Origin of the sequence: Aquabacterium sp. (genome assembly GCF_030652515.1) — a bacterium.
GTDB lineage: Bacteria > Pseudomonadota > Gammaproteobacteria > Burkholderiales > Burkholderiaceae_C > Aquabacterium.
In genome coordinates this window covers 22,011-38,546 of the sequence record NZ_JAUSAR010000173.1, presented here as the reverse complement: position 1 = coordinate 38,546, position 16,536 = coordinate 22,011, and the positions used below count along the sequence as shown (strand labels likewise).

The window sequence follows — 16,536 nt, the reverse complement described above, 5'->3', positions numbered from 1 at the left end:
CCTATGTGCTGACCAGCTCCACCGAGCAGGACCAGCTCACCCAGATCGAGCACGACAAGCAGGGCCGCCAGACCAAGATCACCGATGCGGCTGGCTTCTTCGAGTCCATGACCTATGACGGCCTGGGCAACAAGGATACCTTCACTGCCAAGTCCAGCACCAGCGCCACCAATGGTGCGGCAGGCACGTATACCTACACCTACGATAAAAAGGGCAATGTCCTGACCGAGGCGGCGCCCGTGAAATCGGGCGTCCCGGACGTCATCACCCGCTACGCCTATGACTCGCGGGGCAACGTCATCACCAAGACCGAAGCGGAGGGCCTCAGCGAGGAGCGCGTCACCAACTACAAGTACGACAAGCTGGACCGCCAGATTGAGCAAACCGGCCAGGCCATGACGGTCTACTCGGTGGACGGCGGCGAAAGAGTCGACCGGATTCCCCTTGAAGCGCGCTTTTACGACAAGCGCGGCAACCTGATCGAAGTCCTGGCCCCCGACTTTGGGCGCACCCTGACGTATTGGGATGCGCTCAACCGCAAGGTGGCCGACATCAGCCCCACTGGTACCTTGAGCACCTACAGCTACGACAAGGCCGGCAATCTGGTCTCGCAAAAGGTGTATGGCGATGTGCTGGCTGAGTTGCCCGCCGTGGCCGGCAGCACGCTGCCTCTGCCGGTCAACGCCAGCAACGTGCGCGAGACCACCTTTACCTACGATGCCAACAACCGCAAGCTGAGCACCACGGTCAAGAACGTCACCGTGGGGGCGCGCAACCCAACCACTCTGGCCTACAGCCTCAGTGACACCCACATCACCACCTACCAGGAATACGACAGCGCAGGCAATGTCATCAAAGACAAGGATGCCAATGGCAACCTGACCTACAGCTACTACGACAAGCTGGGCAACAAGACCTTGCAGGTCGATGCGGGCCGCTACGTCACCAAGTGGGATTACGACGCTGGCGGCAACATGATCCGCCAAACGCGCTACGGCCAAGCCCTGGGCGCCAGCACCACCGTGCTAACCAGCACTGCGCAAAGCGTTTTGCTGGCCGCCATCCCGCAAGCGGCCACCGACAAGCGCGTGGTCGAGTTCGGCTTCGACAAGATGAACCGGCGCACTGAAGAGCGCCGACTCAATGTGGCGTGGTCCACGGTCAATGACGACTCGGGCGACCTGGGCAGCGCCTCAGGCACCGTCACCACCAAGTACACCTTCAACGGCTTGGGGCTGGTCACGCAGGTGCTGGATGCTGCCACCAAGGCCACCGACTATGAGTACGACCTGCAAGGCCGTTTGATCAAGACCAAGTCAGCTGCCTTCAACGATGCGGGTGGCGCCTTGGTCAACACCATCACCGACACGGAGTACAACGGCCTGGGCTTGGCCACCCGCGAGATCCAGCGCGGCAAGGACAACGCGGTGGAGACCGATGACCGCATCACCCACTTTTACTACGGCAAGAACGGGGTGCGCACCAGCGAGAAGGACGCGCTGGGCAACGTCACCACGTTCTCCTATGACCGCATGGGGCGCGTGACACGCCAGCAGCTCAACCGCAACACGATGGACAGCCTGGATCCGGAGTTCGCGACCAAGAACGAGGTCTACAACGACCAGACCACGGTGAAGTACGACCTGGCAGGCCGCCAGGTCGAGCAGGTCACTGCCAGCAAGCTGAGCACAGAGGCCAACTATGTGCAAAAGCAAAGCCAGCAGACCAGCTACAACGCCTACAACGAGGTGATCGGCAAGGGCACCAACAACGGTGCGCAAGAGAAGATCGAGTATGACAACGCTGGGCGTGTGTGGCGTACCAATTCAGGTACTGAGAAGGGGGCCGTGAAGGTCTATGGCTATGACGCCAATGGCAATGCGACGCTGGAGTTGACTTCCAGCGAAGATGATTTGCGCAGCATCACAATATTGGCAGACGGCAAGGCGACCAGCCTTGAGACTGCGCGCAACCGCACCACCGTTGCGACTAAGTACAACCTCTTCGATGCACTAAATAAGCTTACCGATTCTTATGAGACGAATATGAGCGCCACTGGCGCGTCAACGCCATATGCCGGGAAAGATGCCAGCACTGTTCAGCGGACGGAGCCTATTTCTACTCCGCAAAATCCTTTTGACGCAGGTGGGATAGCAGCCTTCAAAACAACGCCTGCAGTTAGCACAAGTACAACCCCGATATGGAATGAATACCTCGCCGGAGGAGCTCACGATTTATATGGTGAAGGTTATGCCGCTCTGCCACTCTTATCACCATATGGGTCAGGTTTATATAAACTCACGCTGGAGACTTGGGTAACCTACTCAGGCTGGAATGGTGACGGCGGCTGGGTAACCACTACAGAAAATAGAACCACTGAGGCAGTAGGGTATACAGGCTCCTTGAGCTTGCGGAATGCAAAGATATCATTTAATAGCGGCCTATACTCCTATGGTTCAACGGCCAAACTTTATCAATTGACCATCAATGGTTATGAATTGATTTCCCAAACAATTGAAAGAGGCTCGAATACATACTATAATGACGGGGATTTAATTCCTGGAACGCATAGCTCTCAATATATTGCAAATCACGCCCGACTCATTACGGTCAACGGCCTAGATAATGACACCCAAGCATTAAAAATGCATCTTTGGCGAAGTGGTGCCACCGATCAAATAATAAATTTATCTCTCTTGAGTGGAAACGGTCGCCCGCTAAATGGTACCTTTGGGATGGATTGGAGCGCCTTAGCAGCCGGCGACTATAACTACGCCTATGAAGGCGTAAATAGCAATGGGGACAAGGTCGCGGGCGCTCATGGGACACTCCGGCTTGGAGATGCACCGGCAATCCTGAGTCAAACTGCAGACGCTCGCCCTCCAATTATTTCTTACGATCACTTCATTGACTTCAAGCCAGGCTCAAACCTGCCTATTGATGCTCTGATCCACCGCCAACAGGTCTACAACGCCTACGGCGAACAAACCCAAGAAGTCCGCTTCAAAGCTCCTGCGGTGGAAGGCCAGCCGCCGATCAAGCTGATCACCGACTTCACCTACAACGCCCTGGGCAAGCTGACCAAAAAAGAAGAGCCGCTGGTATCAACCACGGGCGAAAACGGCGCTTTCACGCCCAAGCGCCCTGCCACGGAGTACCACTACGACCAAGTAGGCCGCCTCGTTGGCACAACCGATGCCAATGGCAACGTGACCACTTACAGTCTGCTGCCAGGCAGCCTTGCCGACCAGCCCATCATCGTCAAAGAGTTCCACGCCGACCGCCGCAGGGTCGAGACTGCGGTCAACTCAGGCATCTTCATCGCCAAGGAAGGCGTCAAGCGCAACTACTACGACGTGTTCGGCCAGCTCACCCGCACCGCCAATGAGATGTGGAACGGCGAAGGCGCCCTCACTGATTCAGTCATTGCCACCAAGCGCGTCACCAGCTACACCTACGATGCCAAGGGCCAGCTCACGGCCGTCAACCGCCCCGGTGAGGCGGACGAGAACTACGAGTACGACAGCGTGGGCCAGCGCATCGCCACCAAATTGGCACCCGATGCGAACAGCAACCGCCAGCGCGTGCGCACCTACTACGACGCCTTGGGACGCGTCACCAAGACCACCACGGCGGTCGCGACCCGGGAAACCAACTACGACTACCTTTGGGTGGCCAGCATCGAAGGCGGAGGTGGCTGGCGCCTGACCACCACCATGGGCGATGGCCGCAAGCTCATCGACGACACCGACTACTTCGGCCGCCAACGCTGGCACAAGGACCTGGACAACCGCGCTTTCACCTACCGCTACAACAATGCGGGTTTGCTTGATGGGCAAACCAGCAAGTCAACCGACAACAAGCCCACCGGCATCACCGCCACCCTGAAGTTCTCCGGCCAGGACATCAGCTTCACCTACTACGGCAACGGCTACCTCAAAAGCACCATCGACAACACCCGCCAGACCTGGACGGAGTACCGCTACGACGACCGAGGCAATCGCATCTTCGAAGGCTATGCGCGCAATTTTGGCAACAGCTCCAACGCGGTCTGGGAGTACTACCAGTACTCGCAAGCCACTTACGACGATGCCAACCGCCTGACCCGCATCTGGGACCCCAAGAGTGACATCAACTACGAGTACGACGCCGTGGGCAACCGCCGCCGGGTGCTCAGCACGTACAACGATGGCGCCGGTGGTGGGCTGCAGACCCAGGACTTCTGGTACACCTACGACAACATGAACCGCTTCATCATCACGATGGGTTCATTGAACACGGTCACTGGCAAGGTGGATCGGGGCACTGGGGAATCTGGCCGCATCATCGATTACAACTACCTCAGCCAGCGCACCGGCGCGGTGGGCATGCTGGGCACTGAAAAATACACTTACGATGACGAGGGCTACCTGGAGGAAGTCCTGCTCAACGGTGCGCGCATTTCCATCCGAGACAACGATGCGCGGGGTAATGTCAGGTCTCTGGAGGAGACCTCGCAGAGCATCGTCACCCGTCATGCGTTTGCATACGACGCGGACAACTTGTTGACCAGCGACACGGAGTCGGTGGGTGAAACCGTCAAGTCAACAACCATCCAGACCCTGGAGGCCAGTACGGGATTGCTGATGAGTTCCACACGAACGCCTTCTGGTGGCGGAGTCGCCACCAAGAGCGACTACGTGTACGAGTACTGGGACAGTGCCAAGCAGAGTGACATCAGCATCAAGGTGGTGAACGATCCCAAGTGGCAAGCGGGCAGCGCCAAGATCACCTATGACGAGAACGGCCACGCCCTGCGCTTCCACGACCGTGCTGACAACAAGTGGTATTACTACAGCACCGACGCGGACGGCCGCATCACCCGGCGTGAAGAGATCGATGGGCCGGACGCCGGCCCACGCCAGAACAATCGCATCGCGGCCGAGACCACTTTTCAGTTCGAGAACTACTACTTCTTCAACGGCAAGCAAGTGGGCGACGTGGCCTACAACACCACAGGCGCCGCGCCGCGTGACTATGCGCAGATCCTGGCGCAACGCCCTGAAGATGCCACCCAGCGCAAGGCGGTCAGCTCGGCAGACTTTGACCAGAACTTCCAACCCATCGGGCCGAACTACCCGGGCCGCACGGGCAGTGTCTACACCGTGGGCGCTGACGGTGAATCACTGCAAGGCATCGCGCAAGCGGTGTGGGGCGATGCCAGCCTTTGGTACCTGATCGCCGATGCCAATGGCTTGACGTCTTCGAGCCAGCTCAAGGCCGGCCAGACCTTGTTGATCCCTAACAAGGTGACCAACGTCCACAACAACACGCAGACCAGCAGGCCGTATGACCCGGCACAGGCGCTGGGGGATATCTCGCCCACGCTGCCGGATCCTCCGCCACCGCCCAAGAAGAAGGGTTGTGGCGGCCTCGGCATGATCATCATGGTGGTGGTCGCTGTCGTGGCGTCGGTCGTAACGGCTGGCGCTGCGCTTGCGGCAATCGCCTCGATGGGTGGGCCAGCCTTTGCCACAGTGGGCGCCGCCCTGGCATCTGGAACCATGGCTGGCGTGGCAACCGGAATTGGTGCCGCAGCTGTGGGCGCAGCTGTGGGCTCAATTGCCAGCCAGTTGGTGGGCATGGCTACAGGCGACGTGCAGAAGTTCAGTTGGTCGGCGGTAGGAAGGAGCGCGCTCACGGCAGCAGTAACTGCGGGTGCAGGTGTTGCCGCCAATGCAACAGGGTTGTTTGCTGTGGATGCACTTGGCAAAGCTGCAAGCTTCCCAGGCATGGTCGGTCAAGCTGTGGTGACCAATGTCATCAGCCAAGGTGTTGGCACAGCCATTGGCTTGCAAAAGAAATTCAGTTGGACTGGGGTGGCGTCGGCAGGGTTGAGCGCTGCGGCAAATGCTGGAGCCAATAGTCTAGTTGGCAGCTCGTTCAGCGGGCTTGGCGCCTTCGGCGAAAGCGTAGCTCGTGGCACCATTGGGGGCATCGTTAGCGGCTGGGTCGATGCCAAGGTTCGACATGAAAAGCCTAATTGGAATGCGATCGCAGCCAATAGCTTTGGCAGTGCACTGGGGGATGCGGTCGTAGGGTCGATCGTTGGTGGCGATCAGAAGAAGGCTCCCCAGAAGCAAGAGCCCGAATATCAGTCCAAGCCGCTGACGCAGGCGGATATTGACGGGTTCCTCTCTGGCTTGGACGACATTCCAGGTGCTAACGATGGCAAGGACTGGAGTGGCTTCAGCAAGGATCGCCAAGCGCGTGCGGCTGCATCGCGTCTCGGTGGCGCCCCCAACTCCCTCAATGAGTTGGGTGGGGGGCTGTCTGGCATCGACATCCCGGCTTCTTCCACGCCTGGGCAAGTAGCTCAGAAGGGCGATTCTTGGGCCAAGCTGGCGCGTCAGCAGTATGGTGATGAGCGTTACGCTTTGGTTCTGGCGCAGGCCAACGGCGCCAACAGCACTTTGCTTCGGGCTGGTGATTCGGTTTACTTCCCCGATCTGAGTGGAGCGGATCTCAAGCAAGGCGGGCAACTCATCGCTGCTGATACGCAGGCGCGAGCACAACGCCAAGCGGCGGCTGCTCAGCAAGCCACCAACGCCAATCAATTAGCTGAACCAGTCTGGAGTTTTAAAGAAGCCAGCATGGCGCAGCGCAAGCTGGATGATGCTGCCGCTGCAGTGGTAGGTCGGAAAATATATGAGACGGGATTGGCCAATGCACCCAGCGCGTCTCAGTGGAATGGGAAGTCAAATGACCCATATGCTCAAACACGAATGGCATTGGAAAAGGCTTTTGTAATGCCCGTGTTGGCTGCAGCGACCGCCCCTGTGAGCCTTGAGTATTTTGCGGTTGGGGCTGCGGCAGGTGGCGCTGTAAACCTTTCTTTCCAAATGGCTACAAAACCGTCCCCAGATTGGGTTGATGTTGGGGCTGCTGCGGTAACTGGAGGTCTGACTTTTGGTAAGGGGGTTCTCCCATCGGTTGCGATCAACACAGCTGGTGCGCTAGTTACCTCAACAATGAAGGGGGAAGATCCGACCTGGAAGATGGCGGCGGCTGCGACCGGAACAGTCTTGGGTGGGCCCGTCGGAAATAGTGCCGCTTCATTTATGAAAAATGTTGCCATTGCAAAGGCTATCAGCAGCGAAAGCTCCAGCCTGTCCATGAGGTATGCGCAATCTGTTTTGCCATCAAATGGAGTAGCATCCAGCATAGTTTCAGAAACCACCGGGTTGGGTTTTGATTTTATGGCTTTGCGATATGGGGAAGGCAAGTAAGTGGCAGTATTTCTGAGAAAACTTAAAGAGTTTGGTGAGCTTTGGCTTGTCTACTTATTCATGGTGGGGGCGATTGCATTACTTGCAGTGTTTGTTATTACTCCCGCTTTAGGTTTTTTGCGATTTGGTGTTTTTGTTTTTGTGCCAGAGTGGGGGTATGTCATTAAGATTTTGCGGGCTGTCTTATTTGGCTCTCTCGCGTTGGCTGTTGTGATGTGGGTATGGGGTGCGTTGTCTGATGCGCGCTGATTTTTTTGTCTCGTTGGACTCGTAGCGCCGAATCATTGTCACGTGGCAGCCCACCGCATCGGCTAAAGCCTGTTGGGTCTTTGAGTGCTGCTTGCGTACCCGTGTGCGTGGTGCGCTTGGCCGATGTCGCGTTCTTGGCCGCTGGCTTGACTGGCTGCGATGCCTCGACAAAGCCTACGGGTTTTCGCTAGTGTCCATCTTGACAATTTTATTCCCGCTCAACATCAGCCCCTCAGCTTGAGGTAAACGCACGTTTACCCCGGGCTGAGGGGCATGCGGCGCGCCCGCCCGCTGGTACCATCCCGCTGCCAAAAGGCAACGTGCAGTACAAGCTAAAGCAGTTCAGGGAGTAGAAGCGTCATGATCCGTCATCAATCTGCCGCGCCTCACAAGAGGGAGCGGTCATGACTGCTGAGCTGGCATTGCAGCTTTTTTCCGAGATGCTCAAGACGGGTTTGCTGGTCTGCGCCCCCTTGCTGGGTCTCACCCTGATCACCGGCATCCTCGTCAGCGTGTTCCAGGTCGTCACCCAGATCCAGGACGCCACGCTGGCCTTCATCCCCAAGATGATCGTGTTCGTGATCGGCGCCTTGGTGCTGGCCCCCTGGATGCTGCGCAAGCTCGTGGCCTTCGCCCAGGCTGCGCTGGCCCAGGCCGCCACCTTGAGCTGACCACCGCTCCAAGCCCCTCCTCTCAAAGTCGTACCCGTCCCATGGATGCCTGGCTGCTCTGGCTGCACATGACCTTGATGGCGTCAATCCGTTTGACGCTGGGCTTGGTCATGACCCCCTTGTTCAGCGCCTTTGGCGTTCCGGCGCTGGCCCGCATCATCCTGGTGCTGGCCTTCGCCAGCTTCGCCGCCAGCCTGACCTTGGATGGTGGCGCCGCTACTGCGGCCTTGCCCACCGACATGGCAGCCCTGGCCCGCTCAGCCGGTGGTGAAGTCGCCGTGGGCCTGCTCATGGCCGTGGGCGTGCACACCGCCTTTGCCGCCTTCGCCATCGCCGGCCGCCTGATGGACATCCAGATGGGCTTCAGCCTGGGCGCTGCGCTCGACCCTGTCTCCAAGGGCCATTCCGCCGTCATGACCAGCAGCCTGAACCTGCTGGCCGTGCTGCTTTTCTTTGTCAGCGAGGCGCACCAACTGCTGCTGGCCGCCTTTTTCAAAACCTTCGAGCTGATGCCGGTGGGCCAGGCCCTCGGCATCGAAGGCTGGCTGCCCGTGGCCCAGGGCGCCGGTGTGATGTTCAGCTTGGGCTTTGCCGTGGCCGCGCCCGTGGTCGTGGCCCTGCTGCTGGCCGATGTGGTGGTGGCTGTGGTTTCGCGCAACCTGCCGCAGATGAACGTCATGTTCCTGAGCATCCCCATCAAAGTACTGCTGGGCCTGGCCGTGGCAGTGGTGTCGGTACGCCTGTTGGGCCCAGTCACCCAAAAGGTGCTGATGGTGCCGATCGACCTGCTCGACAAGGTGCAATGACATGAGCCAGTCACCCGATCAGGACAAGAGCGACCCGGCATCGGTTTACAAGCTGCAAAAGGCCCGCGAAAAAGGCAGCGTGGCCAAAAGTCAGGACCTGACCTTTCTGGCTTTGCTGTTCGGCATGACCTGCTGCGTGTTCGGCATGGGCGAAAGTGTCACGCGCGACATGACCAAGCTGCTGCACTCAGCGCTGGCGCAGGTGTCACGCACCAACTGGGACATCGCCACCACCACCCACATGCTGGGCACCCTGGCGGTTGAAACCCTGTACGTACTGGCCGCGCCCTTGGCAGTCGTGTTCGTGCTGGTGACCTTGGTCAGCGTGCTGCAGGTGGGCTTCGTGATCAGCACCGAGCCGCTCAAGCCCGACTTCAACCGCATCAACCCGGCCACGGGCTTTAAACGCATTTTCTCGATGCGCAGTTTGTACGAGTTGGCGCGCAGTTCGCTCAAGCTGTTGACGGTAGTGCTGCTTTTGCTGATCGCCGGCGAGACCGTGCTGCGCGAGGTGGTGGTGCTGCCTTTCCGAGACACCCAGGCCATCCTCGCCTACATGATCCACAAGGTGGGCGTGATCCTGGCCGCGCTGACCGCCCTGTTCGCGCTGTTGGCCGTGGCCGACCTGGCCTATTCGCGCTGGGAGTTCCTCAAGCAAATGCGCATGTCCAAGCGCGAGGTGAAAGACGAGCACAAGCAGCGCGAGGGCGACCCACGCATCAAGTCGCGAATCCGCGAACTGCGCATGGAGTGGCTCAAGAAGGGCATGACCATGCGCCGCGTGGCCGAATCCGACGTGCTGCTGACCAACCCGACCCATTACGCCGTGGCCATTGCCTACCGGCGCGAATCCATGTCGGCCCCCCGGATCATGGCCAAGGGCGCTGGCGACATGGCGATGAAGATGCGCGAGCTGGCCGCCCGCCATGGTGTGCCCATTGTTGAAAACCCACCGCTGGCGCGTGCCTTGTTCCGCCTGGCCCGCCCCGATGACTACCTGCCTGAAACGCACTACGCCGAGGTCGCCAAGATCCTGGTGTGGGTGTTCGCGGCCCGAAAGATGAAAAAACAATGACCGCGACCCTGCGCCGTTTCTTCGGCAAGAACGCCGACCTGGCCCTGGTGGCCCTGGTGATGGGCATCCTGCTGGTGCTGTTCGCGCCGATTCCAGCGGGGCTGCTGGATTTCCTGATCCTGATGAACGTGGGCTTTGCCCTGCTGATCCTGCTGGTGACGTTCTACGCGCCGCGCCCGGTCGAGTTTTCCACCTTCCCAGCCATTCTGCTGGTGGCCACGCTGTTCCGGCTGGCGCTGAACGTGTCGGCCACGCGGCTGATCTTAAGCGAGGGCGATGCCGGCCACGTGATCGGCGCTGTGGGCTCTTACGTGGTCGCGGGTAACTACGTCATCGGCCTGATCGTGTTCCTGATCCTGGTGGTGGTGCAGTACGTGGTGGTGACCAGTGGCGCGCAGCGGGTGTCGGAAGTGGCCGCCCGCTTCACGCTGGACAGCATGCCTGGCCAGCAGATGAGCATTGATGCCGACTTGAACATGGGCTTCATTGACCAGGACGAAGCCAAGCGCCGCCGCAAGAACCTGGAGCGTGAAGCGGCGTTCTACGGCTCCATGGACGGGGCCAGCAAGTTCGTCAAGGGCGATGCGGTGGCCGGCATCATCATCATGTTGATCAACATCATCGGTGGCCTGGTGATTGGCGTGCTGCAGATGGGCATGCCTTGGGGCGAGGCCCTGCGCCACTACACCTTGCTGACCATTGGCGACGGCATCGTCACGCAAGTGCCGGCCTTGGTGGTGTCGGTGGGCACGGGCCTGATCGTCACTCGGTCGGCCTCTGATTCCATGCTGGGCCTGGAGGTGTTCCGCCAGATCACCGCTTACCCGCGCACCCTGGTGATGGTCGCCTTGTCATTGCTGGGCATTGCCTGCCTGCCGGGCATGCCCATCTTCCCGCCGCTGGTGCTGGTGGCGGGCCTGATCGTCATGTACTTCCTGGCTTCGAGCCGCAAGAAGGATGGGGCCGATGCGCCTGAAGACAAGGACGCGGCCTCGGACGACCCCTACGATCTGGCCCAGGTGGAGCCTGTTGAAATGATGCTGGGCTCAGGCTTGGCACAGATGCTGGGCGGTGCCGAGAAGACCGTGCTGCTGGAACGCGTGGCCGAGTTCCGCAAGCAATTCGCGCATGAGATCGGCTTCGTGCTGCCCAAGGTGAAGTTCAAGGATGGCGCCAGCCTTCAGCCCAACCAGTACGAGATCGCGGTGTTTGGCGACACCGTGGCCATGGGCGCCGTGATGCCCGAACACATCCTGGCCATCCACCCCACGGGCAACACCACCCTGGTCAAAGGCATCGAGACGCGTGATCCATCCTACGGTCTGCCGGCGCTGTGGATCGAGCCCGCGCAACGCGATGCTGCCCGCGCTGCCAAGTACACCTTGGTGGACCCAGCCACCGTGCTGGTCACGCACCTGAGCGAGACCTTGCGCCAGCAGGCCTCAGGCCTGTTGACGCGCACCGAAACCGACAAGATGCTGGCGCGCCTGCGCGTTGCACAACCTGGGCTGGTGGAGGAGTTGGTGCCCACTTTGTTGTCCGTGGGCGATGTGCAGAAGGTGGTTCAACACCTGATGCGCGAGAAAGTGCCGATCCGCAATCTGCAGGCCATTGTTGAGGCCCTGATCGATGGCGCCAAAGCCACCAAAGACGCGGGCCTGCTTGTCGAGATGGCACGCCAGCGTTTGGCCACCACCATCTGCAACACCCTGAGCGCGGACAAAAAGGTGCTGCACGTGATGACCTTGCATCCTGAGATCGAAGGCCAGTTGCTGCGCAGCGTTTCAGTGGGCGAGTCGGACAAGGTGGCCATGGTCGATCCGCGCCTGTCGGAAACCCTGTTGCTCAAGCTGGCCCAGCAGTCCGAACGCATGATGAAAAACAGCATGACGCCTGTGCTGCTGTGCCCCGTGGAGCTGCGACGCCATGTGCGCGCCCTGTCCGAACGTGCGATCCCTCACTTAAGGGTGTTGTCCGTGGCAGAGGTCCCTGTACAGTTTGAACTCAGGGCGTTTTCGTCCGTCAGTCTTCAGCCATGAGCACGGCCATGAATCGCAGTAAAGGGAGGCCGTGATGGCTGATATTTTGTCCGTGGCGGTGTCCGCGCTCCGTGCCGATCAAACGCGGCTTGAGCAACTCAGCCTCAATGCCGCCAACGCCACCACGCCCGGCTATCGCCGTGGCACGGTGGCCTCGGTGTCCTTCAATGGTGTGATGGAGGCCCAGCAGGCTGGCCCGGTATCCACCCTCGCATCTTTGCCCGCCTCGCCGCTGTTGCAGCGCGCCACCGATTTCACCGCTGGGGCCCTCAACCAGACCGGGCGCCCGCTGGACGTGGCCATTGATGGCGACGGGTTTTTTGCCTTGAATGATGGCACCCGAACCTGGTTGACGCGGGCCGGTGCCTTGCAGGTGAATGACCAGGGCGAGTTGACCGGCGCCAGGGGCATGCGCGTGTTGGGCATGCAAGGCGATGTCAAACCCGGTGGCACCACTGGCGTCAGCATCGACGGCGCGGGCCGTGTCACCGTGGGCGGCCAATCTGTGGGGCAGCTGCGCGTGGTCAAACCCATGAGCGATGCCGAAATCACCAGCGAAGACGGCGTGCTGTTCTCGGTCGCGGGCGATCAGTTCGCCGACGTCGAGCCTGAGCAACGCACGGTGCGGGCGGGATTTCTGGAGGCCTCCAATACCAGCAGCCTGCAAGAAATGTTGGGCGTGATGGCGGGCACTCGCCACTTCGAAAGCCTGATTCGCCTGGTGCAAGGCTATGACGAAGTCCTGGGCAAAGCCATTCAAAAACTGGGTGAGGTCTGATCTGCCATGTTGAATTCTCTCTACATCTCCGCCCTGGGCATGCAAGTCCAGAAGACCCAGCTCGACGTCGTGTCCAACAACCTGGCCAACACCAACACGGCTGGCTACAAGCGCGAGCGCATCGATTTCTCGGCCATGTTGGATCGCCAGGCGCAAGTCGGCACCAGCACCGTCCGCAATGCAGGTGACCCAGCTGCAGCGGCGGCCCGCTCGCCTCTGCACCGGGATCTTTCGCAAGGCGAATTGCGCGCCACAGAGGCGCCGCTGGATGTGGCCATCAACGGCACCGGCTTGCTCGAAGTGCGCCTGTCCGATGACCGCGTCGGCTATGTGCGCGGCGGTTCCCTGCGCATCAATTCGGAGGGCTACCTCACCATCGCTTCGGGCGAGTTGCTCAAGGCCGACATCCGCGTGCCCGCCAATGCTTCCGACCTCAACATCGATGCCCGCGGCGCGGTCACGGCCAAGCTCGGCGGCGAGGCGCAAGCCACTGAATTGGGGCGCCTGCAACTGGTGTCTTTCACCAACGCAGACATGCTGTCCTATCTGGGCAATGGCGTGTTCACCGCGGCCGAGGGCCAGGAAGTCGCCACGCGCGGCAACCCGGACGAAGAGGGCCTGGGCAGCATTGCCGGCCGCAAGCTGGAGATGTCCAACGTCAAGGTGGTAGACGAAATGGTCTCACTGATGTTGGCCCAACGCGTGTATGAGCTCAACTCCAAGGTGGTGCAGGCCGCCGACGAGTTGATGGCCATGGCCAACAGCTTGCGCCGTGGTTGATCGTCGATCAATCCGTCGGGCGCTGGTGCCTTTGATGCTCGCGTTGAATGGCGCGGCATGGGCCGGTGCGCCCGGCGCGCAGGCGCTCACCGTGAGTTCGATCACTGATCTGCGCGCCCAGGTGCAAGGGTTGGTGCAGCGCGGCATCGAAGCTTCGGGGCGCGCTGCTCAGCTGAACGACGCTGGCCAATGGGGGCTGCCCGAAGGTTTGCAAGGTGATGTGTGGGTCAGCGTTCACGAGAAGACGCTGGATGCACACACGCGCCAGGTGGAAGCGAAGGTGCGCACCTCCAATCTGGAAACCGCGCCTGCGTCGGGCTCTTTGCGCTTCGTGCTTCGAGACCTTCAACCTGTCTGGGTGTCCACCGTGGTGTTGCGCCAAGGCGCCCCCCTGGTTTGCGGCCAACTGCGCCAAGAGTTGCGCGTGCTGCGATCGAACGTGTCGCGTTGGAGTGGCACATGCGAAGGCCTGGCAGGCTGGCGGGTCAAGCGGCCCATCGATGCGGGCGACGTGCTGTTGTCGTCCGACCTGGCGCCGCAGTCGGCTGTGTCGGCCAATCAGGAAGCCCAGGCCAGCATCAGCGTGGGGGCGGTGCGGATCGAGGTGCGGGCCACGGCCCTGGCCGATGGCCAGGTGGGTCAGGAAATCCCCATCCGGCTGGCTGGGCAATCATCGGTGCTCAAGGCGCGTGTGTTGGCACCGGGCGAAGTGATCGTCATCAAGGGACTTTGAAGAAATGAACAAGATTGTTTGGGGCTTGCTACTGATGAGTCTGGCTTGGGTTTCACCAACGTGGGCGGCAGAGTCCATGTTCAACGACAAGACTTACCAAGCCCTGGTGGCCGATCAAAAAGCGGTCAAGGTTGGCGATGCCCTGACCGTGCTGATTCAAGAGTCCTCGGCCGCGTCGTCATCCGTGGATTCCAAGGCAGCCCGCAGCACCGAGCTGGGCATGAGTGGCCAGGTCATCGGCAAGCCGCCGCATGGGCTGAGCGGCAACATCAACTCGGGCGGCGATGGAGGAGGCCAGACCGTGCGTTCAGGCCGCGTCACGGCCCAGATCACCGCCACGGTGCAAGGCATCGACAACAACGGCGAATTGCTCATCCAGGGGCAGCAGACGGTGGACCTCAATGGCGAGGCCCAAGTGATTTCGGTGTCGGGGCGCGTGCGCCCTCGCGACATCTCTGATGGCAACTCGGTGCTGTCCAGCCGCATCGCGGATGCGCGCATCACCTACACCGGCGAGGGTTACATCGCAGAGAAGAGCAAGCCCAGCCTGCTGTCACGCTTTTTCAACCTGATCGGGCTATGAAGTCTCTACTCACCTGCATCACGCTGGCCCTGTGCGCCGCCGGGGCCACAGCCGCCCCCAACCCCGCCGCCTCGGCGGACGATGTGCGCATCAAGGACATCGCCCGCGTGCAAGGCCAGCGCCAGCACAACATCGTGGGGTATGGCATCGTCACGGGCCTGGCCGGCACGGGCGACTCGTCCAGCAACCGCGCCACCCGCCAGTCCATCGCCAACATGCTGTCGCAGTTCAACCTGAGCATCGCGCCAGACATGGTTTCCAGCAGGAACGTCGCGGCGGTGATGGTGTCTGCGGCCATGCCAGCTTTTGCCAAACCGGGCGATTCGGTCGACATCACCGTGACCTCGATGGGCGATGCGCGCAGCCTGGTGGGCGGCAACCTCTTGCTAGCGCCACTCAAAGGCCCTGACGGCAAGATCTACGCGCTGGCCCAGGGCGCCTTGACCGTGGGCGGCTACAAGTACGACGCCAACGGCAACATCACGCAAAAAAACCACCCCACGGCCGCCACAGTGCCGGGTGGTGCCACGGTCGAGGTGAGCCCGCCGATGGCCGCCAGCGTGGCCAAGAACACCGAGAGCTTTTCGATCGCCCTGCTGGAGTCGGACTACACAACGGCCAGCCGCGTGGCCGAGGCCATCAACCGCGAGCTGGGTGGTGTGGCCGCCGCGCCGATTGATGCGCAAAGCGTGGAAGTGACGGTGCCCCGTCAATACGCCGGCCGCATGGTGGAATTGATTCGCCGCATCGAGTCGCTCCAGGTCAGCCCGGATCAGCGCGCGCGCGTGGTCATCAACGAGCGCACTGGCACGGTGGTCTCGGGCGCGGCAGTGCGCATCTCGCCCGTGGCAATCTCGTATGGCGACTTGAAGATCTCGGTGGTCTCGGAGACCGCGGTCTCGCAGCCCCTGGTGGTGGGCTGGGCGCCGTCCGGCGTGAGCAGCGTGCCTTACACCAACAGCCGCATCGATGTTCAAGAGCAGGCCGGGGCCACGCTGGTGACCAATTCAGGCGGCACGGTGTCCGACCTGGTGCAGGCCCTGGCCAAGCTCAAGACCAACACACGGGACGTCGTGTCCATTTTGAAAGCGCTCAAGTCGGCGGGTGCCTTGCACGCCGAACTGGTCGTTCAGTAGTCGCAGTCACAGACGGTTTGTACAAAGGGAGTCCACCATGGACCTGGGAAGTTCTTCAGCGTTGACGATCGAGTCCGTGCGCTTGGCACTGGATGCATCCAGCATGCGCCAACGGGCGATCGCCGACAACATCGCCAATGTCAATTCGGTCAACCATGTGCGCATGCGCGTGGTGTTCGAGGAGAAGCTGGCGCAAGCCTTGACGGCGGCACAAGGATCGCAAGACAGCGATGCGGTCTCGATGCTGGCCAATGCCCAGCCCGAGCTGGAGGCCGTGCCAGGCCCGCAGACCAAGGTCGAGTTGGACAGCGAAATGGTTCGACTGTCCGAGAACTCTTTGCGCTATCACGCCTTGACGCGCGGCCTGTCGCGCTACTTCTCGTTGGCCAGCGCCATCGTCTCCGGAGGCCGAGGCTGA

At 60.8% G+C, this 16,536-nt stretch carries 12 protein-coding genes; all 12 read left to right on the top strand.

What is annotated here, in order from left to right; all coding sequences use genetic code 11:
• Window positions 1-107: 107 nt before the first annotated feature.
• The 12 genes from Q7V20_RS20085 (at window position 108) to Q7V20_RS20030 (ending at window position 16,536) form a co-directional block, all read left to right on the top strand.
• Window positions 108-7,268, top strand: a complete 7,161-nt coding sequence (locus Q7V20_RS20085; RefSeq protein WP_304795274.1) for a LysM peptidoglycan-binding domain-containing protein — start codon at window positions 108-110, stop codon at window positions 7,266-7,268.
• A complete protein-coding gene (locus Q7V20_RS20080) occupies window positions 7,269-7,517 on the top strand; it encodes a hypothetical protein (RefSeq protein WP_304795272.1) in 249 nt (82 codons plus the stop codon).
• Window positions 7,518-7,921: 404 nt separating this feature from the next.
• Window positions 7,922-8,188 (top strand): flagellar biosynthetic protein FliQ, encoded by a 267-nt coding sequence (locus tag Q7V20_RS20075; protein ID WP_304795269.1) that lies wholly within the window; start codon window positions 7,922-7,924, stop codon window positions 8,186-8,188.
• Between the two features lie 41 nt (window positions 8,189-8,229).
• Entirely contained in the window at window positions 8,230-8,994 is a 765-nt protein-coding gene (locus Q7V20_RS20070) for a flagellar biosynthetic protein FliR (RefSeq protein WP_304795267.1), read from the top strand.
• Between the two features lies 1 nt (window position 8,995).
• A complete protein-coding gene (locus Q7V20_RS20065; protein ID WP_304795265.1) occupies window positions 8,996-10,069 on the top strand; it encodes a flagellar biosynthesis protein FlhB in 1,074 nt (357 codons plus the stop codon).
• Window positions 10,066-12,108: a flagellar biosynthesis protein FlhA gene (locus Q7V20_RS20060; protein WP_304795263.1), complete on the top strand. Its 2,043-nt coding sequence runs from the start codon at window positions 10,066-10,068 to the stop codon at window positions 12,106-12,108. Before Q7V20_RS20065 ends, Q7V20_RS20060 begins: the two co-directional genes overlap by 4 nt.
• Window positions 12,109-12,142: 34 nt before the next feature.
• Entirely contained in the window at window positions 12,143-12,886 is a 744-nt protein-coding gene (locus Q7V20_RS20055) for a flagellar hook-basal body protein (RefSeq protein ID WP_304795262.1), read from the top strand.
• Between the two features lie 6 nt (window positions 12,887-12,892).
• On the top strand, window positions 12,893-13,666 hold the full coding sequence (locus tag Q7V20_RS20050) for a flagellar hook-basal body protein (protein WP_304795260.1): 774 nt from the start codon (window positions 12,893-12,895) through the stop codon (window positions 13,664-13,666).
• 34 nt (window positions 13,667-13,700) lie between these two features.
• Window positions 13,701-14,399 (top strand): flagellar basal body P-ring formation chaperone FlgA, encoded by a 699-nt coding sequence (flgA, locus tag Q7V20_RS20045; protein ID WP_304795258.1) that lies wholly within the window; start codon window positions 13,701-13,703, stop codon window positions 14,397-14,399.
• A gap of 76 nt (window positions 14,400-14,475) precedes the next feature.
• Window positions 14,476-14,982: a flagellar basal body L-ring protein FlgH gene (locus tag Q7V20_RS20040; RefSeq protein ID WP_304795256.1), complete on the top strand. Its 507-nt coding sequence runs from the start codon at window positions 14,476-14,478 to the stop codon at window positions 14,980-14,982.
• Window positions 14,979-16,118 (top strand): flagellar basal body P-ring protein FlgI, encoded by a 1,140-nt coding sequence (locus Q7V20_RS20035; protein ID WP_304795254.1) that lies wholly within the window; start codon window positions 14,979-14,981, stop codon window positions 16,116-16,118. Before Q7V20_RS20040 ends, Q7V20_RS20035 begins: the two co-directional genes overlap by 4 nt.
• Window positions 16,119-16,155: 37 nt before the next feature.
• A complete protein-coding gene (locus tag Q7V20_RS20030) occupies window positions 16,156-16,536 on the top strand; it encodes a flagellar basal body protein (RefSeq protein ID WP_304795252.1) in 381 nt (126 codons plus the stop codon).